The sequence below is a fragment of the Rhodococcus sp. BE178 genome, assembly GCF_050433545.1.
Classification (GTDB): Bacteria; Actinomycetota; Actinomycetes; order Mycobacteriales; family Mycobacteriaceae; genus Prescottella.
The window spans coordinates 1-25,875 of the sequence record NZ_JBNPXA010000025.1; the positions used below are offsets into that span (position 1 = coordinate 1).

A 25,875-nucleotide genomic window follows, 5' to 3' on the forward strand; every position below is an offset into this window, starting at 1 on the left:
GCTGCACGAACTCGAGCGCCGCGACGGCTCGACCGCCCTGATCACGATGTGCGCGGGCGGCGCACTCGCGACGGGCACCATCATCGAGCGGATCTAGTCGTGCGGCCGCGTCGATGAACCGGCGAGGCCGCCGCTAGTCGCCGTGGCCGCCACCGTTCCGACCACCGAAAGCCGCCCCGATTACCCTGGCACCACTCCTTACTTCGGAGTAAGTTCCGGGTATGGCCACGTACATCGTCACGGGCGGCACCGGGTTCCTCGGCAGACACACGATCGAACGGCTGCTCGAGCGCGATCCCGCCGCCGAGATCCACGTCCTGGTCCGCCCCGGGTCGGTGTCGAAGCTCGAACGGATGTCGCACTCGTGGCCGGACGGCGACCGCGTCCACGCGCTGGTCGGGGACCTCACCGAGCCCGGACTGGGACTCGACGCCCCACCTCCGGACGCCGACCACGTGCTGCATCTCGGCGCGATCTACGACCTCACCGCCGGGGACGAGCAGGCGGCGACGAACATCGACGGCACCCGATCGGTGATCGAGCTGACCGCCCGGATCGGCGCGACGCTGCACCATGTCTCGTCGATCGCGGTGGCAGGCGATCACCGCGGACGGTTCACCGAGAGTGACTTCGACCTGGGCCAGGGATTCCCGACGCCGTACCACCGCACCAAGTTCGAGGCCGAGCGGCTGGTGCGCGCGTCGACGGTGCCGTGGCGCATCTACCGGCCGGCGGCCGTGGTGGGCAGCTCGGTCACCGGCGAAATGGACAAGATCGACGGGCCGTACTACTTCTTCCCCGCCCTCGCCGCACTCGCGAAGCTTCCGTCCGTCCTTCCCGTCGCGGTCCCGAGACTCGGATACACCAACGTGGTTCCGGTGGACTTCGTCGCGGCGGCGATCGTCGAACTCATGCTCCGCCCCGGCCTCGACGGCCGCGCCTTCCACCTCGTCTCTCCCGAGTCACAACCGGTCCGGCAGATCTACGCCGCGCTCGCCGACGCCGCCCACGCGCCGACACCGGTAGCCGATCTACCCGGCGCCCTGGCCGCGCCCCTGCTGAACCCACCGGATCGGATACGGCCCACCCGCAACCTCGTGCTGCGTCGCATGGGCATCCCGCCGCTGCTGCTCGACCACCTCACCCTGCCGACCCGGTTCACCACCGACCAGACCCAGGAAGCACTGCAGGACAGCGGAATCGCCGTACCCCCGTTCCCGTCGTACGCGGCGAGGCTGTGGTCGTACTGGCGTGAGCACCTCGACCCCGACCGGGCCCGCCGCGACGATCCGGCCGGTCCGCTCGTGAACCGTCACGTCGTCATCACCGGCGCCTCCTCCGGCATCGGACGGGCCACCGCGATCGCCACCGCCGCGAAGGGCGCGACCGTGCTGCTTCTCGCTCGTCGCGCCGACGAACTGGACGCCGTGGTGTCGCAGATCCGCGAGGCCGGCGGGTCCGCGTTCGGGTACCCGTGCGACCTCACCGACACCGAGGCGGTCGACCGTACCGTCAAGTCGATCCTCACCGAACACGATCACGTGGACATGCTCGTGAACAATGCGGGTCGGTCCATCCGCCGAGGTATCTACCGCTCGACCGACCGCCTGCACGACTTCGAGCGCACCATGGCCGTCAACTACTTCGGCGCTGTCCGCATGGTCCTCGCGCTGCTACCGCACATGCGCGAGCGACGCTTCGGCCACATCGTCGACATCAGCACCGCCGGCGTCCAGGCCCGGACGCCGCGGTTCGCGGCCTACGTCGCGAGCAAGTCCGCGCTCGACGCCTTCGCCGACGTGGCCGCGGCCGAGACCCTGTCGGACGGGATCACGTTCACCACGATCCACATGCCGCTCGTGGAAACCCCGATGATCGCGCCGACCGGGCAGTACAACGCCGGCCGCGCGGTGAGTGCCGAGAAGGCTGCGGCGATGGTGGTCCGCGCCCTGATCGAACGCCCCAAGCGCATCGACGTCCCCATCGGAACCCTGGCCGAGTTCGGTGCCATCTTCGCGCCGCGAATGAAGGACCTCGCACTATCTCGGATGTATCACGCCTTCCCGGACTCCCCGGCCGCCCGCGGCGAGGCCGGCCCCGCACCCCGGCCGGTACCCCTCCTCGAGGCCCCGCGGGACGCCCGCCGACCGACCGGTCCGACAGCGTCGGCGGCCCGCTTCGCCCGTCGTCTCACCCGACTGGTTCCGGGCGTGCACTGGTGACGCATATGCGCTGGTGAACCGCCCTATTTCGCCCCGAAAATCGCACAGAATTTCGATTCCGAACGAGCCGCCGAGTTCGCCAAACCGTCTTTCGCTGTGCTAAGCAAGATAGGGGACCAACGAAAATAGGGAGAAGACTTTGACGCCAAGGATCGCGATTTTGGGAGCCGGTCCGAGTGGCCTCGCACAGTTGAGGGCATTCGAGTCGGCACGTAAATCAGGTCTTGGGTCGATGCCCGAAATTGTTTGTTACGAAAAGCAGAGCGATCTGGGCGGCATGTGGAACTACACGTGGCGCACCGGGCTCGACCAAAACGGCGAACCAGTGCACGGAAGCATGTACCGCTTCCTCTGGTCGAACGGACCGAAGGAATGCCTGGAGTTCGCCGACTATTCTTTCGAGGAACATTTCGGCCGACCGATTCCGTCGTACCCGCCGCGTGCCGTCGTACACGACTACATCATGGGCCGGGTCGATCAGAGCGATGTGCGCAAGTACATCCGCTTCGACACCGCCGTCCGCTGGGTGGAGTACGTCGAACCCGAGAGCGAGGGTGACACCGGAAAGTTCGCGGTGACCGTCGCCGACCACAAGTCCGGCTCGCTCGAGACCGAACTCTTCGACTATGTCGTGGTCGGAACCGGACACTTCTCCACTCCGAATGTTCCGCACTTCGAGGGCCTCGACGACTTCCCGGGCCGCGTGCTGCATGCTCACGACTTTCGTGACGCCCGAGAATTCACAGGTAAACGGCTTCTGCTGATCGGCAGCAGTTACTCGGCCGAGGACATCGGGACGCAGTGCTTCAAGTACGGCGCCGCCGAGGTCACCTTCAGCTACCGCTCGGCGCCCATGGGCCACGACTGGCCCGAGGGCTTCTCCGAGGTGCCCGTGCTGACCGGGATCGACGGCCACACCGCACGTTTCCAGGACGGCAGCACCCGCGAGGTCGACGCGATCGTCCTGTGCACCGGCTACCAGCACCACTTCCCGTTCCTGCCCGACGAGCTGGCGTTGCGCACGAACAACCGCCTGTACCCGACCGGCATGTACAAGGGCGTCGTCTCGCAGGAGAACTCGCGTCTGTTCTTCCTCGGCATGCAGGACCAGTACTTCACGTTCAACATGTTCGATGCGCAGGCCTGGTTTGCGCGCGACGTCATTCTCGGCCGGATCGAATTGCCAGACACCGAGACGCGGGAACGGGATATCCAGGAATGGCGGGCCCGCGAGGAAGAACTTTCGACTGCCGTCGAGGAAATCGATTTCCAGGCCGCTTACATTCGCGATCTGGTGGATCGGACCGACTACCCCGAATTCCACGTCGAAAAGCAGGGCGAGCTTTTCAAGCAGTGGAAGAAGGACAAGAAGGCCGACATCATGGGCTACCGGAATTGCAGCTACGTGTCGACGCTGACCGGCACGATTGCCCCGCCGTTGCACGACGAGTGGCTGAACATTCTCGACGATTCCGCGGAATCGTTCCTGAACAACGATTTCGGCACGGGCGATTCGGCGAAGCAGGATTCACCCGCGCCGCGGAACGTGACGCCCATCGGACCTCGGATCACGCGGGCGCACCCGCCGCGGACCGAACGCTCGACCGAACTGTCCGGCTGAGCCGACGTCGCTAGGAACTCCCCGCCGGCACCTCGGCGGGGAGTTCCTGCATGCTCACCGCCACCACCGGCCGCACGAGCTTGGCCTCGGCGCCGCAGCTCGCGGGGCGGGCCGCGAGCTCCCGCTGCTCGAGTGAGACTCGCCACCGTCGACCGTCGCGGTGTGCCACCACCGGATCGGCGGTCCGTTCGTCGACCACCAGCTCGTCAGTACGGGCCGGCACGTCCTGTCGCACCGTCACCTCGGCGACCTGGCCGCGCGGGCTCCAGATGCTCCGTCCCCGCAGTCCCGGCAGGTACACCCGACCGTCCGCGGCGGCCCGGACGGCCCGCGCGCTGTCGTCCGGGCCCAGCCGCCCGTACGTGTTGCCGCTGGGCAGCAGGATCAACGACGGCGCGAACCGGTGGCCACCGGTGTGCGAGCACTCCCACACGGCGTCGCCGAACTCCGCGGTGAGCGCCGCCGCCACCGGACGTCCGAGCACCGCGCAGCACTGATCCCTTTTGCCGTGCGCGCACACCAGCACCACCGGCCCGGGCACCCGCTCCCCCAGCCCGGGTGCGCGGCCACGAACCTGCATCAGATCGACGTCGAGCAGGTCGGAGACATCTCCGATTTCGAGGCGCTCGCACCACGAGTGGTCCGGGTGCGAGTTCGCCAACAGCACCGTGCGACCGCCGCGCGCCACCTCGCTGCGTCCGGGACGGCGGATGAACATGATGCGCACCCCCGCCGCGTCGGCGCGGTCCGCCAGCTCACCGGCCAGTTCCGCGCCCAGCGCGGTGCCGTCGAGGACGTCGCGGCCCCACGCGCCCGGGTACTCGATGCACACCCAGCCCGCGACCTGAGCCGCGGTGCCCGGCAGCGGTTCGTCCGCCGACAGCACGGAGCACGTGTTGGGGCCGGCCTGCGGTACCGATTCACTCACCCCGCCATTGTGTACCGGCGCTCACTCGTAGAACCTGCGGCCCTCGGCGAACTGCTCGACGAAGGTGGCGATCCGCCGGGCCCGCGTCTCGGGACGCTTCGCGTCCTGGATGCGGTACAGCGCCGCGAACCGGTTGCGACTGTCGAGGGTCGCGAAGAACGCCTCCGCGGCCGGGTTCGCGGCGAGGGCGTCGAGCAGGTCCTGCGGCACCTGTGCCGTCCTCGGTCCCGCGTACGCCCGGTCCCACCGGCCGTCGGCCTTGGCCGCCTCCACCGCCGCCAGCCCCTCCGGTTCCACCAGGCCGCGCTCGATCAACGCCTCCACGGCATCCCTGTTGCGCTCGGACCAGGGGCTGCGGGCGGTGCGCGGCGTGAACCGCTGCACCCGGAAGTCCTCGTCGAGCCTGCGGGCCTGACTGTCGATCCAGCCGAAGCACAGCGCAACCTCGACCGCCTCGGCGTACGTCACGGACGTTTGCCGAGAATCCTTGCGGGCGATCTTCACGAGCACACCGGGCGACGACACGTTGGCGCACAGCCACTCTCGGAACTCGGCCTGGTCGGCGAAGTACTCGACGGGCAGTTCGGCCGCCACGATCAGTGCCTCGCCCAGACCCGCACGAAACCCTGCACCAGATACGCGAAGGCGCCGAGCCCGAGGACCCACTTGGTGGTGCTGACCGCGGTGGCGGCCCGCACGGTGGTGTCGCTGATGCGGTCCCGGTGATCGAGCAGGTAGAGCCCGGCGACGTTCTCGACGTAGTCGCCCGCGGCCGCGGCGACGGGAGCCGCGAGCAGCATCCGCTTCGTCGCCGGGGACAGCGGCGTCAGCTCGTCGAGCCGCCGGGCCCCCACCCGCAGCGCGGTGGCGTAGATGACGGGGTGCACGAAGTCCGGGTAGAAGTGGCTGCGGTAGCGCGCGATCTCGCCCGCGTCCATGCCGTCCAGCACCGCCCGGTACGCCCGCGCCGACGGCGCCGTCTGCGTCTTCAGCAGCTTCACCCCGACCGGGCCGAGCAGGCGCGCGATGTTGGCCTGCGACACGACATACGCCACCGACCACGCGATGAGCTTCCGATCTGCACGAAGGAATGCCATGTCCCGCATACTGCCACGCGGGACCGACGTCAGTGCGCCATCAGGAACGGCAGGACCGCGGCCTCGAAGTCCCGGTACCGGTCGCGATGGATGCTGTGCCCGCTCGTGAACGACACCACCTCGCAGTCGCGGATCGCGGTGACCGCGGCGTCGAGCAGCACCGGATCCACCATGCCGGCGGGGCCACCGCGCAGGATCAGCGTCCGCGCCTCGATGTCCGGGAGCCGTTGCCACCATGACGGATTGGGCTCGTGGAACTGGGTGAGCGCCGACGCCGTCATCGACCGGTCGAACGCCCACACCGCCCGCGGGCTGCGCAACATGCTGGAGGCGGCGTGCCACAGTTCCACCAACGACGGCAGCCTGCCGCCGAAGTTCGGGATCGGATCGCCGGGGCGCAACGGCAACGGTGATTCCTCGAGCACGAGGCGACGGACCAGGTCCGGACGCTGCTGCGCGACCAGCGAGACGGCGTGCCCGCCGAGCGAGTGCCCCACCAGGTCCACGCTGCCGAAGCCGAGGTCCTCGCACAGGCCGAGGATGTCGTCGCCGAACTCCCCGAACAGGTACGACTCGGCGTGCGCGCTGCGGCCGTGACCGCGCAGGTCCACCGCCAGCACCCGCCGCCCACGACCGGCGACGGCCCGCGCGAACCGGTCCCACGTGCGACTGTCGCCGCCCATCCCGTGCACCAGGATCACCGGAACAGGATGTGCCACAGCAGATCCTGTGGCACCACTGTCGCGGTAGGCGATCGTGTGGCCACTCCGGGTGACTGTCGTCTCGGTCATCTCCACGATCATCGAGCGTAATCGTGCTCCCGTTCCGGAACCGAGCGGGTCAGCCGTTGCGGTTCGAGCTTCAACCGGCGCAGCAACTGTGCGTTCGCCGCGACGACGACGGTGGACGCCGACATCAGGATCGCGCCCACCTCCATCGGCAGCACGAACCCGACCGGCGCGAGGACACCGGCCGCGAGCGGCACCGAGATCACGTTGTAGCCCGCCGCCCACGCCAGGTTCTGCACCATCTTCCGGTACGTCGCGTGGGACAGTTCGATCACCGACACCACCGCACGGGGATCGTCGCTGACCAGCACCACCCCGGCCGACGCGATCGCGACGTCGGTGCCGGCACCGATCGCGATGCCGACGTCGGCCTGCGCGAGCGCGGGCGCATCGTTGACGCCGTCGCCCACCATCGCGACCCTGCGCCCCGCGGCCTGCAACTCCTTGACCTTGGCGCCCTTGTCCTGCGGCAGCACGCCGGCGATCACCTCGTCGATGCCGAGGTCGTCGCCCACGGCCCGCGCGACCGCCTCCGCATCGCCGGTGAGCATCACGACGCGTACCCCGCGGGCATGCAGCGCCTCGATCGCGTCGCGAGACTCGGGCCGGATCTCGTCGGCCAGCGCGACCGCACCGATCACCCGACCGTCGCGGAGCACGTGCAGCACCGTCGAGCCGTGCGACGCCCACTCCTCCGTCTCGGGCAGGGCGGACGCACGGTGGCTGTGGAGCATGCCGGGCCCGCCGACGCTGACGCTCGCGCCGTCGACGATAGCCGTGACGCCGACGCCGTTGCGGGCCTGAAACTCGGTGGCCTGCGGGACGCGCAACCCGCGATGCTCGGCGGCCGCGACGATCGCGCGGCCCAGCGGATGCTCGCTGTCGCGCTCCACCGCGGCCGCGAGCGCGATGACGGTGTCGTCGTCCCGTCCGGCGACCGCGGTGGCCGCGACCAGCGCCGGTTCGCCCTTGGTGAGGGTGCCGGTCTTGTCGAACAGCACGGTGTCGACGGTGCGCATGGCCTCGAGCGCACGCCGGTCGGTGATCAGCACACCGGCACGGGCCGCGCGCTCGGTCGCGATCGACACCACCAGCGGAATCGCCAGACCGAGAGCGTGCGGGCACGCGATGACCAGGACCGTGATGGTCCGGGTGATGGCCTCGTCGGGGGTACCGAAGATCGACCACACCGCCAGCGTGACCACCGCGGCGCCCAACGCGAACCAGAACAGCATGGCCGCGGCCCGATCGGCGAGGACCTGCGCCCGCGACGACGAGTTCTGCGCCTCGGCGACCAGACGCTGGATGCCGGCGAGCGCGGTGTCGTCGCCGACCGCGGTGATCTCGATCCGCAGCGCGGAATCCGTCGACACCGTGCCCGCGACGACCGTGTCGCCCAGCCCGCGGCGCACCGTGCGGGACTCGCCGGTGATCATGGATTCGTCCAGGTCACCGGCGCCCTCGACGATCCGGCCGTCGGCGGGGATGCGGCCGCCGGGGCGCACCATCACGACATCGCCGGCCACGAGATCGGCGGTCGAGACCGTGGTGACCGCGCCGTCGTCGCCGATGCGCTCGGCCTCGTCGGGCAGCAGGGCGGCGAGCGAATCCAACGCACTCGAGGCCTGCCCCAGCGACCGCATCTCGATCCAGTGCCCGAGCAGCATGATCACGATGAGGAGGGCCAGTTCCCACCAGAAGTCCAGGTCGTGGCCCAGGATGCCGAGGCTCGACCCCCACGACGAGACGAATGCGACGGTGATCGCGAGCGCGATCAGCAGCATCATCCCGGGCTGCCGGGCACGGAGTTCGCTCACCGCGCCGGTCAGGAAGGGGCGGCCGCCCCACACGAACATGACAGTGCCGAGCAGCGGCGAAATCCATTCCACCGCAGGGTTGTCCGGCAACGTGTAGCCGACCAGATCCGCGAACATCATGTTCGCCCCGACGACGGGGACGGACAGAATCAGCATGATCCAGAAGAGCGTGCGGAACTGGGCGACATGATCACCGTGACCGGCGTGCCCGCCGTGACCGGCGTGACCTGAATGATGCGCGTGTTCCGAACCCTCGTGACCGGAAGTATCCGCCGCGTGGTGTTCGTGAACTGCTTCTCCACTTGGGTTCATACCCACTGAAGGTATACCCCCCATGGGTATAGAGCAAGGGTGGATCGGCTACTCGTAGATGCCCTCCACACCCCACCTTCCTCCCTCGCAGATCAGAAGCAACGCCCGCGACTCGGCGAGCAGCACCTGCGCGCGCGCGGCCGCCCGCGCCGCCGAGACGTCCCACCAGCGTTCGTCCACCGGCCACGGTCCCGCCCACCCCTGTACCTCCCAGTCCCGGCTCCCCCACCGCAGCCGTGCGGGAACGGCGCTGAACTCCCCCCGCTCGGTGACCTGCACCGCACCACCCGCGCGGTCCTCGAGCGACACCGTCGGGATGTTCGGCAGCACCGTCGCCGGCGCCGGTTCGGGGAGTCGTCCCGGCCACGGCGCGGTGGGGTCGGATTCCGGTACCAGCTCGCCTCCCAACGGCACCAACGTGATTCGTTCCGCCGGCCCCCGACCGCCACTGAGCACACCCACCCGCACCGATTCGCCGCCGAGCAGACCCTGCACGCGGATCAGGGCCCGGCGGGCTCGTTCGTCCTCCTCTCCGACACCACCCCAGAGCCCCAGTTGCAGGGCCCCGGCAGCCACCACCTCCACCGGTTCGAGACGCAGGACGGTGATCCCCGCGGTGGGCCGGGACCCGCTGCGGCCGGTGAGCCAACCGTCCAACTGCCAACGCACCCGGTCCGCGGTGCCCTCCGGCGTCAGCGGTTCGGCGCACCGCCACGTCCGGGTCAGGTGCTCACCGTTGCCGGTGGTCGCCGACACCTGTAGTCGCGTACACGCGACCGCGGCGCCCGACAGTTTCGCGTGCAGTCGCTCGGCCATGGCCCGGCCCGCGAAGGCCGCGGCGTCGATCCGGTCGATCGGCGGATCACACTGCTGCTCCACCTCCAGGTCGGGGGGCAGCGCCCGCGCCGACGGTGGGCGTTCCGGTTCGCCGCGGGCAGTCCGGTGCGCGCGGACGGCGTCGGCGCCGAACCGCGACGCCACATCCACCCCGGACAGCGCCGCGAAGGATCCGACGGTGCGCAGCCCGAGTCGGCGCAGCAGATCGACCAGGTCGGCCCGGTCCGCTGCCGCGAGGCTGGGTTCGGCCGCGATCTCGGCGATCGGCAGCGGGGCCAGAAACCGCGCCCCCTCCCCGGCCGGCACCAGCGCCGCGTGGCGCGCCGCGATCACCGCGGTGGACAGTTCGTCGGCGATGCCGATCTGACACTCCGCACCGGCCGCCGCCACCACGTCCACCAACCGTTCGGCCGCGGCCTCCTCCGAGCCGAAGTACCGGCTCGCGCCGCGAGCCGCCAACACCAGCAGACCGGGGCGCAGCACCTCCACCCCGGGCGCGGCCTCGTCCACGGCGGCAGCGACGGGCTCGAACAGCCGCGCGTCACGCTCCGGATCGGCCTGCGCCACATGCAGTTCCGGACAACGCGCCTGCGCCTCCCGACGCCGCAGCCCACGACGCACCCCGTCCGCCCGGGCCGGCGCCGAGCACGCGATCACCCGATTGGCCAGCAACACCGCCACCGGCCGGGTGGCCGGCAGATCCGCCGCCGCGGCCGCGGCCACCGCGGGCCAGTCCGGGCACCACACCGCCAGCACCCGCGAGCTCACAGCGCCACCACGTCCGGCGTGAGCGCGACCGCCTCCGGCACCCACTCGACGCGCCCCTGCATCGAACACACATCCAGGCACGTGGTCCGCGGCCGGAAGGCCCGCCCCTGCGCCCGCCCCTGCGCCCGCACCGCCAACCGGACCGAACACACCCGGCCACGTCCGACGTCCGCGCCGCGCCCCACCCCGTCGTAGCCGCGCACCTGCGCGTCCAGCCGGACCTCCGCCCCGCCCCAGTGCCCGTCGGTGACCACCAACGTGGACTGCTTGCTGCGCGCGCGAGCCACCACGGCCCGGGCCCGCGACGGCGGCACCAACATCCCACCCAACCCCAGAACCACCAGGTCCATGCCGTCGAGCAGAACCGCCGCGACTTCTCTCGGGGTCCAAGGCTGTGGCGCGACACTTTCAGAGGAGTTTTCGCAGCTCAGTGCACCCTCCGGAGAAGGTAGCAGATCACCACAGGCGTGGCACTGAAGATGAGCGCAGATACGAACCCAGGCGCACGCCGGCAACGGATGCACGCCAGGAAAGTGCTGGACAAGCGTGACCACACGCATGCAATAATTAGAACATGCGTTCGAACGAAGGGCTAGGGGGAAACGCCACCACAGCGGAGACGAGTACGCCGCTTGCCGCACTGCCCTTGGGAGAACAGCTCGAGAGGCTGCGATCGCAGATGGCCGCGATTTCTTCGCGCACAACTGATCACAAGGCACTGAATCCCCAGTGCGGAAGAGATGTACTCGCGGCACCCGGAGGCCTGGAGCAACTGCTACCCGCCAGAGGTCTACCCAAGGGCACCGTCGTTGCGTGCTCTGGCACCTCGCTCCTACTCGGCATGCTGGCAGCAGCCACCCAGGATGGGACGTTCGCTGCGGTTATCGGGTACCGCCAGCTCTGTTGGCTTGCCGCGGTGGAGATGGGCGCGGACCTGTCCCGTCTGGCGCACATCCCTGACGCTGGAGATAACGCGTTGAAGGTGCTCGGCGTGCTCCTTGACGGGCTCGACATGGTGGTACTCGACCTTTCCGGTGCCGCCATATCACCGAGCCGCTCCCGACCTCTCGTAGCGCGTGTCCGCAGCCACCGCTCCGTGTTGGTGGTCACCAGCGGCGACTGGCCCGGACCTGATCTTCGACTGGATTCCAGACCGGCCGCCTACGGCGGAATCGAAGGCGGAGTCGGCCGCATCCAGTCCATTCACCTAGATGTTCGGGTCTCCGGCAAGGGCATTCGACCTCGCGCTGGACGCCTGGTTCTCTCGAGCACCAGCTCCGGCCACACATCCTGGTCCATGAGGGATCCAGCTCCAGATCGTTTGGCTCACATTGGATAGCCGAGTTGGGCAATGAAAATGGTGGCCGACACCGGCGACGGGATCTCCGCCGAACACCTCCCGCATGCATTCGCACGGGTTCACCGGCTCGATGTGGCACGCGACCGCGGGCATGGCGGAGCCCGGATCGGCCTCGCGATCGCCAAGGTGCTCATCGAGGCGCCGCGTGGTCACATCACTGTCACCAGTGATGGACCGGGAACGGGAAGTACCTTCACCATCACGTTGCCCCTCCGCCCAGATCAGCCGTGAGGAAGCACTCGGTGGCAGCGGTCGGACGTCACCGGCTCGAGCCCGCCAGGCACTTGTCCGGCGGTCGTCACTGTCCTGATCGCCGACCTCGCCGTTACGACAGGAATCAACTTGGAGTGCACGGTCTGATGCCGGTCCGGCCCAGCCTGTCCCCGCAAGTGGTCGAAGTGACACCGAGACCGGCGAACGACAACTAACGTCAGCCAAGTCACCATCAGTGCACCTATGGCGGTTCCTCCGCTCGGTACGACGGGAGAGCCAGAGGAGGAGCGATTCGTGTTCTCGACGCCACGACGCTGGATGCCCCCGGTTACTGCGGCCACGATCGCTTCGAGCCTGATACTGGGATCGTCCATCGCATTCGCCGCACCTGTTGAGGTGTCGTTCAACGAATCCTGCCGGGCGTCTTCCGTCGTCGACGTCGACAATCTCAGAACGGACATGGTCACCGTCGAGGCACCGGCCACCGTCGAACCGGGACAGCGGTTCACCTATCGAATTCAGACAGGTCCGCAGTCCTACCCCTCCTCGAGCTCGGGGGCGACCACCATCAGCGTCTCCCGACTGAAGAACGACTTCGAGATCCCGGCCAATGCGGTCTTCGTCGGCGCCACGGTAGTGGCCGGCACGGGCATCAACCTGGACAACGTCGCACCGAACGTGCTTCGCGTCGACGACAACGGTGTCGTCAACGATGTCTCGGGTGGCGTTCTGCGATTGTCCGGGAACAACGAGGTGATCGGAAACAGTCCATCGTCGAGCACCGACAGCGAGGGTGGCATCCGGGTTCCGAAGAACTCCAAGAACCTCGACGGCTCAACCAACCCCAACGGGGACACCTGGTTCCAGATGCCCGCCGTCGAGGTCACGATGATCGCCGGCGAATCCGGCGTGATCGCACCGAAGCTCAGGACTGCGGGCGCGGCCGGCGACTTCGACAACGATGCGAACTTCAACACCTCACTCGCCAAGGCATCGCTGTTCGGGACCCACTGGGCCGCGACCCGGTGTTCGCCGAGAGACACAACCACCGGACCGCTGAACGGTGGGGCCGACCCCGTGGCGACTGTCGCCATCTCGAGTCCAACCGATGTGAAGACGTCGACGGTGGTGTCGGCACCGGAGTCGGTGCCCACCGGGACGTCGGTCACCCTGTCTGCCACTGTCTCGCCGGCGCCCGGCGGCGGCACGGTGCAGTTCCGGATCGACGGCGTCGATCTTGACGGCCCCGTCAGCGTGGTCGACGGACGGGCGTCGGTGTCACACACCTTCGCCGATGCCGGTGAGCACAAGATCGGGGCGGTGTACTCGGGCGCCCCCGGCACCACCCCGTCGACGTCGGAGGTGCGCACCATGACGGTGACGGGATCGGACGAGCCGAGCGCGAACCGGGTTCCGAAGACCGCAGTGTTGATCGCCCTCGGCGCCGCCGCCGTCGCGACGCTCCTCGTGGTCGGCCGGACCCGTTCACGCGGGAAGTGAGAACCCTCGCGCCGCCGGGACCGTGACCGACGAGGTCACAGTCGTCGTGCGATCGACTGGGCCTGCGCACCCAGCCGCAACATCCGCAGGTCGGTCAACGGGGTCAGCGCGTTTCCCATCCGATTGGTCACGAAGGCCAGTGCCAGACCCGACTTGGAGTCGGCGAATGCGCCGGACCCACCGAGTCCGTAGTGGCCGAAGGCATGTTCGTACTGCGTCCGGCTGGCGACGAGGGCGGCGTGATAACCGAGCCGCCAGTTCGTCCGGATGCCAAGGACGAAGTCCCGGTCGGTGGTCTGCACCTCGCTCAATTGCGCGACAGTCTCCGATCGCAGGAACTGGATGCCCTCGACGCTGCCGCCATTGGCGAGCGCCCCGTACATCTTGGCGAGCGCACGAGCGTTGAAGACGCCGTTCCATCCCGGCATGGCGACGTCGTGGATGGCTGGGTTGCGGACGAGTTCGTCGAATCCCCGCGGCATTCCGGCATCGGCGACGCCCCTGAGCCCCGGTATCCGGGAAAGCACAAACGAGGTCGTATCCCACGACAGTCGGAACGGGTTGATCCGTGGGAACGACTTGGCGATCCGGTATCGCTGCTCGGGCGGAACGACAAACCAGAATTCGGGGACGCCGAGCGGCTCGGCGATCTCGGTGCGCACCAACTCGGCGAACGGCTTGCCGGTGGCTCGCGCGAGCAGCTCCGCAACCAACGTGCCGTAGGTGACCGCGTGGTACCCGGGCAGCATCGGACTGCGGGGATCCGGCGCGCTGGCGGCCAGCGCCGCGGTGACGGCGGCATGGTCCATCAATCCCAGCGGACCGGAAACCAGGCCCCGCACCCGGTGCAGCCCGGCACGATGGCTCATCAGATCCCGGACGGTGATCGCGTCCTTGCCCGCGGCGGCGAACTCGGGCCAGTACCGAGCGACGGTGGCGTCGTAGTCGATGATCCCGCGCTCCGCCAGACGATGTAGCACGGTGCTGGCGACGCCCTTTCCGGTCGAGAAAGACAGTGCGACGGTGTCCTTCGTCCACCGGTCGGCCTCGCCCAACCGCCCCACACATCGAGCACCCGCTCCCCGTGCAGGTAGACGGCGAGTGCGCCGCCGCCGTCGCGGGATCCGTGGAACAGGTCGAAGAACTGGGCAGCTAGTGCCCGGAATCGGGAGTCGATGCGCATCGCGCCTGTCACGAGCGGCGGCGCAGGCACCAGGGTGGGACGGTCGGGATGAACGGCTGGATTGTTCATGATCCATCCCGTGCTGTCGCGGTCTCGAGGTCACACAACGCTTCCTCCAGCGCTTCAATCAAACGCTCGATGTGCGGAACTGATTCCGGAGCGCCGATGCAACCGAACTGGAGCTCGTCCGCGTAGTGACAGACCGTGATGTTGAGGTCGATGCCGTCGAAGACGACGGAGACCGGGTACAGCTGCCGCAGCGGCGCGCCGTTCCAGTACAACCACTGCCGGGGACCCGGAATGTTCGAGATCACCAGATTGAACGTGGGCCGCAGGTGAGGGTCGAGCGGCAATATCGTCGTCAGGTTCGGGACGAGGTCCGGCACGGCCGTTACCAGCGACGGGTACAAACCCTGCTCGTGAATCCGCTTCTTGGCGTCGGTCATCGACCGTACGATCAGGTCCAGTCGGTCGAGGGGGTCTGCCAAGTCCGTTCCGAGGTTGCACAGCGCCACCCCCACGGAATTACCACCCGAATCGGCGTCCGTGCGTCTGCGCTGCGCAACCGGCACCAAGGCAACCAGCGGCGCGTCCGGCAACTCGCCCCGCTCGAGTAGCCAGGCCCGCAGCGCGCCCGCGCACATCGCGAGGATCACATCACCGCAGGAAGCTCCGGTCGCATCCTGAACGGACCTGATCCTGGCCTTCGGCCACGAACGGGCGGAGAACGTCCGCGCTGAGGTGATCTTTGCGTTCAGGACACTCCGAGGGGCCTGCATCGGCAACACGGTGGCCTCCGACCTCAGACCCGCGGCGACCTTGCCCGCCTCTCCGAACAGGGCCTTGCCGAGAATCTCCACCGCGGCGACCATCCCCTCGGCAAGGTCGCGGGCCCGGCGGACAGAGCGGCCCAACGACCCCCATCCGTCTCGGGCGGGACTCGTCAGGGGCTCCTCACCGTCGCGCGTGAGAGGAACCGGCTTGCCGCGTTCGAGCGGATCGGTGCTCAGCGAACGCTCGATGAGACGTATCCCGGACATGCCGTCGAGGAGCGCGTGATGGATCTTCACGTAAAGGGCGAATCGCCCTCCGGACAGACCCTCGATCAGATGGGCGCTCCACAGCGGTCTGGAGCGGTCGAGCTGGCTCTCGTGCAGTCGTGCGACCAGCTGGTGGAGCTCCGCGTCTCCGCCCGGAGGAGCCAACGCCGACCACCGCAGGTGCCAGCTCATGTCCAGACGGTCGACCGTCTCCCACGTGGGTATGCCGGCCGTGGACAGTCTCGCGACGGGCCTGCGCATGAGCGCCGGGTGCACACTCGTATAGGTCAGGGCTTGCCGGTAGGCCGCTTCGACGAAGGTCTCGTGCTGGTCTTCGGCCGGATCGAACACCATCAGGGCAGCTACGTGCAGGGTGCGCGAACCGATCTCCCCCACGAGCAACGCCAGGTCGACGGGCGACATCAACTCCATCAGGCACCTCCGCGGCGCGCACCCAGCGGGCTTCCCCTCAGCCTTGCACCATCGGAGGTCGCCCGTCCAGACCTGCGTACGCGCCCGGCGCCGTCGGGCGATCCCCCTCGCCGACCCGGGTCCGGGCTGGAGCGCTTCTGCTCAACGTTCGCCGCGGATCCAGCCGAACGCATCACCTGGAACCGCGACGATCATCGCATCAACCGGGTGGGCTGATGCGTAGCGTTCTCGATGTCCTTGGATGTCGTCGCAACCAGTTGATTCGCGAGATCCCTGAGAGCCCGCGCAGTGGCGAGTTCGTCACCGATCACCGGCACCTCCGGGTCTGCTGGATCTCGCCTCGTGAATCCGACGCCGACGAGCCTGGACGGACCGATCGTCAGGGATGCCTTCGCCCGGGTCCGACGATCATGTTCGTCGATCGTGACATCGATCATCCAGGTCTTGTCGCTCATGAACTACTCCTTCGCGGACCGCGCCTTCGGGATCGAGGTGACGTCGGGGCGGACGATCTTGCGTTCGGCGATGCCTCCCCATTCGCTTGCGGCGGTGACGGTTCCGTGGTGCGTGGTGAACCCGATGAGTCGGCACTGGTCTCGATGCCGCTCACGGATCAGGTGCCCGAGTGTGAGTTCGCCGTGGGCGCCGGCTTCGGTGGCGTGCGCGTCGCCGACGTGGGAGTTGTGGGCCCACACGATGACGCGTGACGCGTGACGAGTTGTCGTGGTGGCGGTCGAGGTGGGTGATCAGGGCGTCGAGGGTGTCGGCCATATGGAGGTCGCGGAGGTTCCAGGACGTTACGTGCCCCCGGAACATCGCCCGATAGTATTCCTCGGCGTTGCGGACGCTCCAGGCGTTGTGCTCGGCATAGAACTGCTCGTCCTCGGCGGTGACTCCGTCAGCTCGGACGTAGTCGATGGCGTGGCGCTGCAGCTCCCGCAGCTGGTCGACAACCTCAGTCTCGCAGGACTTCCCGGCGCCGAAGGCGGCGGCGTACCCGTATGCCTGGCCGTCACTACTCGGGACCTGGTCGAAGCATGCGTACCGCCCACGTGCCCGGTCGGCCGCCTTTGTTGCGTATCCCGGAATGCTCCCGGTACCTCGTTAACCGGATGGTCTCTGAGCTGACCCCGAGTACGGGCGTGGATTGACCCCGGTCGACGTCACCGAATTCTACAGTCGTTATGCCGACCTCGATCATGCCACTCCTACACGAATCCACACTGCTGCAACGGAATTGCAGGGAACTCAGGGGCGATAGCGGAACAGGCGGCATGACGATCTGGGCGTTTCGGGCGATGCCCGGATCGTTCCGGCACGATACGATCGTGGGACAGCTGCACAAATAGGTGACAACCTGCCTCCCTTTCGCGCGGCAGTCCCAAATGCCGGCGGATCCGAGCCCGCAAAAGGGTCGTCGAATGCCTCTACTTGTCGGCGTGCACGGTGCCCTCGAATCGGTGCGAGGTGTAGCCCTCGACATCCGGGACCGGACCGCTGGTGATCCACCGAGGGTGGTCACACGCACCCTCCTGGTCCGCCGACATCGACCGCCACACCTCCTGCGCGAGGCGTTCCACCACGCCCACACCGACATCCCCACGCTCGACGACATCGAACGCGATGATCTCCCGTTCCTGCGCCATAAACACAACATAGGCACCCGCCGGCAGCCAGGACGAGCAATGTCACGAACCTGCGCTCGGAACGTGACACAAACACCGCAACGCGCATGGTGAACACGGAACGGCACCACGTAGCGCACCCGTCACGTACCGCCCGACACCCACAACCCCACCGGGCACGATGCGTTTGGTTATGCTGCGGGCCGTCGCCCCTATTGAGGAAATGGTCACCATCCGCCGGGAAGCAGCGTCGACGCTACACCGATCATGTTGCGCATCAACATATCTTGTGCAGGCGTCGCACCTGTTGTCGGACGGTGTCCCCCGGATCCGTGCGCACCGTCGTGCGCGGCATGGCGATTGCTGCCCATCCGTGACCAGCGACCGGTAGATGGCCGGAGCACGAGCATGGGCGCGCCCGCGACTGCGAGGGGCACGCCCATCATGTGGGCCGGTCCCCAAGATGTAGCGCTACTCGCTGGCATGCCAGCCGGGAAGGCCTCCGCATCCCACAGCCGTAGCGGCGCGGCGACCGCCACCGCGGACACGGCCAGAAGCGCGCAGATCCACACGAGGGTGCGGCACCGGCGACACGACGGGGCCGGCTCGGTCAGACCAGCGAACGTACCGTGCAAACCGGGCCCAAAAGCCGCGCTCGGGCCGTTCGGCCCTTCCGGTGCCGCGCCGCCCGGCGTAGCAATGGCCCAATGAGACACCGACCCGAGCTGCCCCCGACGTTCCCGATCGAGGTCACCAAACACGGCGATCTGCCGGGCGCCGAGGACTATGTCAACTACAAGATCGGCGGCCTGGGCCGTCTGGCCCACCGGCCGCTGCTGTCCGCTCACGTCAAGCTCACCAAATACACCGACCCCGCGCTGGAGAAACCGGTGCTCGCCCAGGCCAATCTCGATGCCGACGGGAAGACGGTGCGCGCGCAGGCAGCCGGCCCCAACACCCGCGAAACGGTCGACAAGCTCGAAGCTCGCCTGCGGCGGCAACTCGAACGTGCTGCCGAACACTGGGAGGCCAAGCGCGGCAAGGGGCCGTCAGCCGAGCCACACGAATGGCGGCACATATCCGAACCCACCCATCGGCCCGACTACTTTCCCCGACCCGAGGCGCAACGGAAGATCGTCCGGCACAAGGCCTACACGCTGGCGACCTGCACCATCGACGAGGCCGCGTTCGACATGGACATGCTCGACTACGACTTCCACCTGTTCACCGAGGAAGGCACCGGCCGGGACAGCGTCCTGTACCGCGACGAGCCCACCGGATACCGGCTGGCTCAGCTGACGCCCCCACAGCCATCCGACCTCGCCGCGTATCAAGTGCCGCTCACGATCAGCCCGCACACCGCGCCTCGGCTGACCACACAGCAGGCGGTCGAACAGCTCAACGCCCTCGGCCGGCCCTTCCTGTTCTTCCTCGACGCCGGCACCGGGCGCGGCAACATCCTGTATCGCCGCTACGACGGCCACTACGGCCTGATCACCCCAAGCACCGAAAGGTGAAGCAGACCAATATGATGCCGGGCCCGCGCGAGGAACCACGCCCGAGTAACGGGCCGGTGTGATATCTGGCCTGCGCCGCGGCCGCGCGGCGCCGCGCTTCGGTCGTTCCTTCAGATGCGACGACCGCGCCACTCGTTGATCAGGCCGGTATACGAGTGGCATCCACAACGACTGCACACAACGGTGCGGTCTCGAGGAGCGGTGCGGGTCGGCATCCCGTCGACCCGCACCAATTACCGGTGAACTGCTATCGCTGAGAGTTCGCTACCGTCCACGTCAGCGGGTGATCCCCGGCCTGTTCATGTTCGCGAAGAGTTCTCGGTTCGCGGCCCGGGCCGCATCGAGTTCCTGGTTTCGTTCCTCGAGTAGGCCGGTGAGTTCGACGACGTGCTGCTCGAGCATCGTGATGGGGTGCTGCAGTTGGTCGATGTCGGTCGGCGCACCGAGTCCGGATTCGCGCCATGCCTGTTCGCCGAGCAGTTCGGACAGTCTGCGCTGCAGCTGCCTGTTGTGCGCGGCCAAGCGCGTGATGCGCTGTTGGACGTCGGCGAGGTCGGCTTTCAGGGAGTCGCGCGTCACGGGTGCCGGGCTTCCTGCAGTCGCTGGCGGCGCCGTCTGAGCCGTGTGGATCTGGGCGAGCAGGTCCTTGTGCCGGTAGAGGAAGGTGCGGTCGACACCGGCAGCACGGGCGATCGCAGAGACGCTGATCTCGGTCCCTTCCGCACCCGCGGCGTTGAGTGCCTTGATCACTCGTTGCCGTCGCCGCGCGGAGTCCGCGCGGCGGCCCTCGATTATCGGATCGGCCATCGGTCACGCCCCCCTGTCTGGCCGGATGTCGGGAACTCGCTGGCGGATCCGGTATGCGAGACCGGCAACCTGGTTGCGAGCGCGTCGGATATCGGCTTGGATACGGGAGATCAGGCGGCGAATACGGGTGATCTCCTCGTCCGACGGCATGGCCTCTGCCTTGGCCCAGTCGTGGCAACAAGCGTGCCGCGAAGTCGTTCGCGGCTGCGCAGCAAGTCGGCGAGGTATGCCTCGAGGTCTGGCAGGTAGGACTCATCGGTCGAGAAGTGCGAACAGCCGACACAGCGGAAGCGGACCGGGCAGTCCTCCCCGCCCGCTGTGACGTTGCTCGGCTCGCTGCATGCGCCGTGCGGGACTGCGATTTCGCCGACGGCACGGCGCCACGTGTTCGGCGTCGAGCAGTGCTTTCGCCTGCCGCGTCGACGGCACTCGATTCGCCCTTCGCCGGCACCGCCGCGATCCGCCGACGCAGGTATTCCAGGCGCTGCTGACGCGTCAGGCCCGACAACCCCGACAACTCGGCGGAGACGGAAGGCGGGGATACAGGCAGCTGGGCTGGTTCGGTCATATCTGCTCCCCGGGGCACACTTCTGGTTCTTCCGATGTTCGGCGCGCACGGGGAAGACGCGGCACACAGTCGATTCGAACATGTTTTCGAATCAGTTCCAGTAAAGCTCCTGCGTGTCAGCACGTCAAGACGAACCCCGCCGATCCACTAACCTCGAATACGTGACTGATCAGGAACCCACCCGAGCAGGCCGACGAAGCCGGGCGGTCATCGGGCCGGACTACCTGATGGCGGGCAGATACCGGCTGCGCTCCAAGCTCGGCGGCGGCGGCATGGGCGCGGTGTGGCTCGCGCACGACACGCTGCTCGACCGCGAGGTCGCCGTGAAACAGGTCACCTCCACCATCGGCATGGACGAGGCGGAGGCCCGCGCGGTCCGCCAGCGGGCCCTACGCGAGGGCCGCAACGCCGCGCAGCTGTCCCACGAGCACGCGATCGCGATGTACGACGTCGCGGTCGAGTCCGGCGAGCCGTGGCTCGTCATGGAGTACCTGCCGTCGCGCAGCCTCGCCGAGGCCATGAATCTCGCGGACACCCTGCCGCCCCTCGAGGTCGCGCAGATCGGTGCGCAGATCGCGGCCGCGCTCACGGAGGCGCACGCGGCCGGCATCCTGCACCGCGACATCAAGCCGGGCAACATCCTCGTCGCCGACCGCGGCGAGGCCCTCGGCATCGTCAAGATCAGCGACTTCGGGATCGCCCGCGCGAAGGGTGACGCGCCCAGCGGCAAGCCGGGGGTCATCACCGGAACGCCCGCCTACTTCGCCCCCGAGGTCGCCCGTGGCGACGACCCCACCGAGGCCAGCGACGTCTTCTCGCTCGGCGCGACGCTGTACACCGTCGTCGAGGGCCAACCCCCGTTCGGCCTCGACACCGATCCCATCGCGCTGCTGCACCGGGTCGCGAAGGCCGAGATCTACCGACCGAGCCTCAGCGGTCCGCTCACCGACACGCTGCTGCACCTACTCGAGCCCGACCCGGCCCGCCGCCCCACGATGGCGCAGGCCCGCGACGCCCTCGCCGCCGTCGCACTCGGATCCGACGCCGGGACCGGGGCGGCCGCCGCCGACGCGCTGATCGGCGCACCGGTGAAGGCGGCCGACGGCACGGTCCCCAACTGGGCCTACCGGTCGGCCCCGGCACCGATCCCGCGCCGCCGCATGGCCTCGACCACTGCGACGGATCTTCCTGCCGCGCAATCGAACACACCGTTGGGCGCGGTTCCGCGTCCCGCGGGGCGGGCGTGGCTCCGTCAGCTCACCGACGGTCTCACCGGCCCGCAGGCCCCGACCGACACGCGCGGCAAGATCGTCGCGGCCGCGCCGCTCGCGATGGCCGTCATGGTCGGCATCATCGTGCTCGCGTTCGTCGTGGTGCTGATCGTCGCGCTGGTTCTCTGAGACAGCGTCCCAGTAGCGACGGCTCAGTCGATGCGGCGCCGGTGCGCCCACCGGGTGAGCGCATTCCGATTGGACTGCTGTGTCTTTCGCAGCACGTTCGACGCGTGGGTCTCCACGGTCTTCACCGAGATGACCAACTCCTCGGCGATCTCACGGTAGGTGTACCCGCGGGCGAGCAGGCGCAGCACCTCGAGTTCACGCGGGGTGAGCGAGTCCAGTTCCGGATCCAGAGGAGGCTCCGGAACATTCGAACGTCCGGTGAACGAGTCCAGCACGAAACCCGCGAGCCTCGGGCTGAACACCGCGTCGCCTCCGGCCACGCGGCGGACACCGTCCGCCAGTTCGGCACCCGAGATCGTCTTCGTCACATACCCGCGGGCACCGGCCCGGATCACGGCGATCACGTCCTCGGCTGCGTCGGACACACTCAGCGCCAGACAGACCGGGCCCGAGTCGATTCCGTTCAGCACCGCGACACCACCCCCGTCGGGCATGTGCACGTCGAGCAACACCACCTGGGGACGCAGCGCGTTGATGCCGGCTACGGCCTCGGCGACGCCGCCAGCCTCACCGACGACCTCCATGTCGGACTCCCGACCGAGTTCGGCACGCACCCCGGCCCGGAACACCGCGTGGTCGTCGACGAGGAATACCCGGAACTTGTCGGGGCTGGGTGCAGAGGAGGCCGAGAAAGTCACGGCCCCACCCTAGGACATCGGTTCGGCTTCGCTCGCGACGTCCGGGGCAGCAATGTCTTCACTGTCCGGCGAGACCGGGCGCGGCATGTGGATCCGCACCTCGGTGCCCTTGCCCACCGTCGAGCGGACCTCCACCCGACCGCCGCGCCGCTCGATCCGGGCACGAATCGACTTGGCCAGCCCCTGCCGGTCCTCCGGCACCGTGTCGGGGTCGAAGCCCACACCGCGGTCGCGGACGAAGATGCTGACCTGGTCGCGTTCGGTCTCCGCGTACAGATCGATGCTCGAGACCCCCGCATGCTTGGCGGCGTTGACGAGCGACTCCCGCGTGGCGCCGAGCAGCGCGGTGAAGCACTCCCGCGACAGCCCGGGCCCCTCCTTGCCGTCGGCAGCGAGTTCGACGTCGCCGACGGTGACCGGACGCACCGTCACCCCGTGCTGATCCTCCACCTCACCGGCGATGGTCTGCAGTGCCTCCGACAGGCTCGTATGCGCGGTCTCGCCGCCACCGAACAGCCACCGTCGCAGCTCCCGCTCCTGCCCGCGCGCCAGCCGGGTCACCTCCTGCGGCGACTCTGCCTGCTTCTGGATCAGCGCGAGCGTCTGTAGCACCGAGTCGTGCAGGTGCGAGGCGATCTCCTCGCGCTCCTCGTTGCGGATGCGGGCGGCACGCTCCTCGCCCAGCGCCCGCCACAGCCGCAGCCACAGCGGCACCGTGAGCAGACCGGCACCGACCAGTGTCACGACGACGGCGAGCAGCGACGACCGCAGCGCATCGATGTCGACCTGCGCGAGGATCACCACACCGAGGCCCGTGACGATCAGCGTCACACCGCCCAGGACGCGCGCCCAGGTGAGCACCGTCGGGCGGTGCGGCAGACCCAGCACCGAACGCGAACCGTCGGTGTCGAACTCCCGCCACACCAGCGCGGCACCGACCGCTACGACGACGAACGGTGTGATCACCGACGCCGCCGTACCGTTGATCATCCAGGCCAGACCCGCACTGATCGCGAGTCCGATCACGGCCAGGCCCAGCGCGCGACGACGCTCGGCGGCGCTGGGTTTCTCGGTGTCGGTGCCGGGCGGCGTGAAGATCCACAGCAGCCCGTACGCGACGATGCCCGCACCGGCGAGCGCGGCCAGCAGTGTGAACGCGACCCGCACCTTGAAGACGTCGACGCCGAGATGATCGGCGAGGCCGCCGGCGACACCGCCCACGATGCGGCCCCCGACTCGACGCTCGAGCCTGGGGTGGAGGATTTCGTCCCGCACGGGATCCAGAGCCGTGTTCACGACCTGGTTGGGGTCGACCAGAGGTTGCACAGTCCCGATCCTGGCACGGATTCCCGCGGTCCGGCATCAGGGTCCGACCCTGATATCCGTGGACGCTCCGACCCGGGTTCAGGGAAAGATCAGGGTAGTTCCCGATGGTGCGGCGAGTGGCCGATCGCGACGATGGTTGTATGAGCACTGAAGGGACCACCGGGAGCTTCTCCGATCAGCTTCACGACCTGTGGCGGACCCGCCCGATCCGGCTACCGGCGCACGGCCACATCGCCGGCGTCGCGGCGGGCATCGGCCACCGCTACGGCATCGACCCCGTCCTCGTGCGGGTCGCGTTCGTCGTCTCGACGATCTTCGGCGGCGCCGGCATCGTGTTGTATCTCGCATGCTGGCTGCTGCTCAGCAAGCCCGGCGACCAGGTCTCGCCCGCCGAGTCACTGCTCGGACGCGGCCAGAGTTCGCAATCCGGCACCAAGACCGTGGTGTTGCTCGTGGCGCTCGCGATCGCCGCGAGCACGCTCGGCCCGATCGGTGTCGGGATGGGCGGGTCGGGACTGATCAGCTTCGCGCTCATGCTCGGCGGCCTGTGGCTGCTGTACCAGCGCCGGCCGATTCCGCCGGCGCTGCCGGCGGGGGTGCCGCAGACCGTCGCCGGGTTCCCGGTGACGCCGTTCCAGACGGCGCCGACGGCCGCGTACCCCGGCCAGCCGTACACCGGGTACAGCGCGTACACGCCGTACACGCGACTGCCCGACCACTACGAGCCCGAGTCGGAGCCCGCGTCCGAGTCCGAGTCCGGGGCCGCTCCGGATCGGCCGACCGTCCCGACGGATCCGGTGGCTGCGACATCACCCGAGCCGACTCCCCCGGCCTGGGACCCGCTCGGCGTCGCGCCGTTCGCGTGGGACCTGCCCGAGCCGGCCCGCGCACCGGAGCTGCCCGCGGAGCTGCCACGCAAGCCCCGCAGCCGATTCACGTCCGTCGTCCTCGGCCTCGCGGTCCTGGCTGCCGCCGCCGCGACCGGCGTGTGGGCCGCGACCGGCGCGGAATGGTTGACGCCCGCCCGGATCGGCGGCATCGCCCTCGCCGTGATCGGCGCCGGACTGCTCGTCGGAGCCTTCCTGCGGCGCGGCTACGGACTGCTCGTCGTCGGATTCCCGCTCGCCGGGTTCGTGATCCTCTCGTCGATCATCGGACCACTGAACTGGGACGGGTCGAAGGTCGGCCAACACACCTGGACCCCGCGATCGATGGGCGAACTCACTGCCGTCTACGAGGGCACGGCCGGCGACTTCACCGTCGACCTACGCCAGCTCGATCTCACCGAGAACCGGGAGATGCGCCTCGACGGCACGTTCGGTAACTACACCGTGATCGTGCCCGAGAACATGAACGTCCGCACCGATTGCTCCGTCGTCGGCGGTACCACCGACTGCATCGGAGACGGATTCGTCGACGGTGGCGCCGACGGCACCAGCGGCCCGGTCCTGGACCTGAAGGTCGACAACAAGTTCGGAGAAGTGAGGGTCTACCGTGGCTGAATACGCTGACAATCAGGAAACCACCGAACGCATGTCGGACACCGACGAGCAGTCCACCGCGACACCGTCGCGATTCCCATCTATAGGCCTGCTCCTGGCCGGCATCGCCGCGCTGCTGGTCAGTGCGTGGGCCATCATCGGCCCGTTCACCCTCGACCCGCTCGCCAACGTCGGCGCCCGCTGGCTGTTCGTGATCGTCGCGGTCGGCATCGGCGCGGCGCTGGTGTTCTCCCCGGGTCGGCGGCGCTAGCCGCACAGACGACAGCGCCCCAGCCTGTGTGGTGGCCGGGGCGCTGTCGTGCGTTCAGTGCGGG

Annotated in this window: 19 protein-coding genes and 4 pseudogenes; 8 read left to right on the forward strand and 15 right to left on the reverse strand. The window is 68.6% G+C overall.

The annotated features are described in order from the left end of the window. Positions 1-221 precede the first annotated feature (221 nt). Positions 222-2,222 (forward strand): SDR family oxidoreductase, encoded by a 2,001-nt coding sequence (locus tag J2X34_RS27315; protein ID WP_429520266.1) that lies wholly within the window; start codon positions 222-224, stop codon positions 2,220-2,222. A gap of 139 nt (positions 2,223-2,361) precedes the next feature. Next, the gene (locus tag J2X34_RS27320; RefSeq protein ID WP_114718946.1) at positions 2,362-3,843 is read left to right on the forward strand and encodes a flavin-containing monooxygenase; all 1,482 of its coding nucleotides are present in this window, start codon (positions 2,362-2,364) and stop codon (positions 3,841-3,843) included. A gap of 10 nt (positions 3,844-3,853) precedes the next feature. Here the strand turns inward: J2X34_RS27320 and J2X34_RS27325 are convergent, their stop codons facing one another. The 7 genes and pseudogenes from J2X34_RS27325 to J2X34_RS27355 all read right to left on the reverse strand — a co-directional run. Next, positions 3,854-4,771, reverse strand: a complete 918-nt coding sequence (locus J2X34_RS27325; RefSeq protein ID WP_181818664.1) for a sucrase ferredoxin — start codon at positions 4,769-4,771, stop codon at positions 3,854-3,856. Positions 4,772-4,792: 21 nt separating this feature from the next. Then, complete coding sequence (locus J2X34_RS27330; protein ID WP_114718945.1) at positions 4,793-5,365, reverse strand: YdeI/OmpD-associated family protein; 573 nt, start codon at positions 5,363-5,365, stop codon at positions 4,793-4,795. A 2-nt stretch (positions 5,366-5,367) separates the two neighbouring features. Next, positions 5,368-5,868 (reverse strand): hypothetical protein, encoded by a 501-nt coding sequence (locus tag J2X34_RS27335; protein WP_397484289.1) that lies wholly within the window; start codon positions 5,866-5,868, stop codon positions 5,368-5,370. Positions 5,869-5,897: 29 nt separating this feature from the next. Further along, positions 5,898-6,671, reverse strand: a complete 774-nt coding sequence (locus J2X34_RS27340; protein WP_114718943.1) for an alpha/beta fold hydrolase — start codon at positions 6,669-6,671, stop codon at positions 5,898-5,900. Further along, on the reverse strand, positions 6,668-8,785 hold the full coding sequence (locus tag J2X34_RS27345; protein ID WP_429520267.1) for a heavy metal translocating P-type ATPase: 2,118 nt from the start codon (positions 8,783-8,785) through the stop codon (positions 6,668-6,670). Before J2X34_RS27345 ends, J2X34_RS27340 begins: the two co-directional genes overlap by 4 nt. 48 nt (positions 8,786-8,833) lie before the next feature. Further along, positions 8,834-10,390 (reverse strand): DNA polymerase Y family protein, encoded by a 1,557-nt coding sequence (locus J2X34_RS27350; protein WP_429520268.1) that lies wholly within the window; start codon positions 10,388-10,390, stop codon positions 8,834-8,836. Beyond that, positions 10,387-10,773: pseudogene (locus J2X34_RS27355) on the reverse strand (hypothetical protein); the annotation flags it as partial. The pseudogene J2X34_RS27355 and the gene J2X34_RS27350, both read right to left, overlap by 4 nt. Positions 10,774-11,750: 977 nt before the next feature. Between J2X34_RS27355 and J2X34_RS27360 the strand changes: the two are divergent. Both J2X34_RS27360 and J2X34_RS27365 read left to right on the forward strand, forming a co-directional pair. Beyond that, positions 11,751-11,981 (forward strand): annotated as a pseudogene (locus tag J2X34_RS27360) (ATP-binding protein); the annotation flags it as partial. A gap of 276 nt (positions 11,982-12,257) precedes the next feature. Continuing rightward, entirely contained in the window at positions 12,258-13,463 is a 1,206-nt protein-coding gene (locus tag J2X34_RS27365; RefSeq protein ID WP_258557625.1) for an Ig-like domain-containing protein, read from the forward strand. Positions 13,464-13,498: 35 nt separating this feature from the next. Here J2X34_RS27365 and J2X34_RS27370 read toward each other — a convergent pair. From J2X34_RS27370 to J2X34_RS27390, 5 genes and pseudogenes are all read right to left on the reverse strand, one after another. Further along, positions 13,499-14,646: pseudogene (locus J2X34_RS27370) on the reverse strand (serine hydrolase domain-containing protein). Positions 14,647-14,711: 65 nt separating this feature from the next. Then, entirely contained in the window at positions 14,712-16,118 is a 1,407-nt protein-coding gene (locus J2X34_RS27375; RefSeq protein ID WP_429520269.1) for a WS/DGAT/MGAT family O-acyltransferase, read from the reverse strand. Between the two features lie 191 nt (positions 16,119-16,309). Further along, complete coding sequence (locus J2X34_RS27380) at positions 16,310-16,573, reverse strand: DUF1876 domain-containing protein (protein WP_429520270.1); 264 nt, start codon at positions 16,571-16,573, stop codon at positions 16,310-16,312. A 45-nt stretch (positions 16,574-16,618) separates the two neighbouring features. Then, positions 16,619-17,189 (reverse strand): annotated as a pseudogene (locus J2X34_RS27385) (erythromycin esterase family protein); the annotation flags it as partial. 356 nt (positions 17,190-17,545) lie between these two features. Continuing rightward, positions 17,546-17,764 (reverse strand): hypothetical protein, encoded by a 219-nt coding sequence (locus J2X34_RS27390; RefSeq protein ID WP_114718937.1) that lies wholly within the window; start codon positions 17,762-17,764, stop codon positions 17,546-17,548. A 686-nt stretch (positions 17,765-18,450) separates the two neighbouring features. Between J2X34_RS27390 and J2X34_RS27395 the strand changes: the two genes are divergently transcribed. After that, complete coding sequence (locus J2X34_RS27395) at positions 18,451-19,260, forward strand: ribosome hibernation promotion factor (RefSeq protein WP_114718936.1); 810 nt, start codon at positions 18,451-18,453, stop codon at positions 19,258-19,260. 276 nt (positions 19,261-19,536) lie between these two features. On the opposite strand, the gene J2X34_RS27400 is transcribed toward J2X34_RS27395, so the two are convergent. Next, positions 19,537-20,067, reverse strand: coding sequence for a DUF6262 family protein (locus J2X34_RS27400; RefSeq protein ID WP_429520271.1), 531 nt, complete (start codon positions 20,065-20,067; stop codon positions 19,537-19,539). 795 nt (positions 20,068-20,862) lie between these two features. Here J2X34_RS27400 and J2X34_RS27405 point away from each other — a divergent pair. Beyond that, on the forward strand, positions 20,863-22,035 hold the full coding sequence (locus tag J2X34_RS27405) for a serine/threonine-protein kinase (RefSeq protein ID WP_181818669.1): 1,173 nt from the start codon (positions 20,863-20,865) through the stop codon (positions 22,033-22,035). 23 nt (positions 22,036-22,058) lie between these two features. Here the strand turns inward: J2X34_RS27405 and J2X34_RS27410 are convergent, their stop codons facing one another. Together J2X34_RS27410 and J2X34_RS27415 are read right to left on the reverse strand one after the other, a co-directional pair. Then, entirely contained in the window at positions 22,059-22,733 is a 675-nt protein-coding gene (locus tag J2X34_RS27410) for a response regulator (RefSeq protein ID WP_114718934.1), read from the reverse strand. A 9-nt stretch (positions 22,734-22,742) separates the two neighbouring features. Then, positions 22,743-24,029: an ATP-binding protein gene (locus J2X34_RS27415; protein WP_429520278.1), complete on the reverse strand. Its 1,287-nt coding sequence runs from the start codon at positions 24,027-24,029 to the stop codon at positions 22,743-22,745. A 134-nt stretch (positions 24,030-24,163) separates the two neighbouring features. Here J2X34_RS27415 and J2X34_RS27420 point away from each other — a divergent pair, with 134 nt between their 5' ends. Together J2X34_RS27420 and J2X34_RS27425 are read left to right on the forward strand one after the other, a co-directional pair. Next, the gene (locus J2X34_RS27420) at positions 24,164-25,561 is read left to right on the forward strand and encodes a PspC domain-containing protein (protein WP_429520272.1); all 1,398 of its coding nucleotides are present in this window, start codon (positions 24,164-24,166) and stop codon (positions 25,559-25,561) included. Positions 25,562-25,592: 31 nt separating this feature from the next. Further along, entirely contained in the window at positions 25,593-25,811 is a 219-nt protein-coding gene (locus tag J2X34_RS27425) for a hypothetical protein (protein WP_114719004.1), read from the forward strand. Positions 25,812-25,875: the final 64 nt, after the last annotated feature.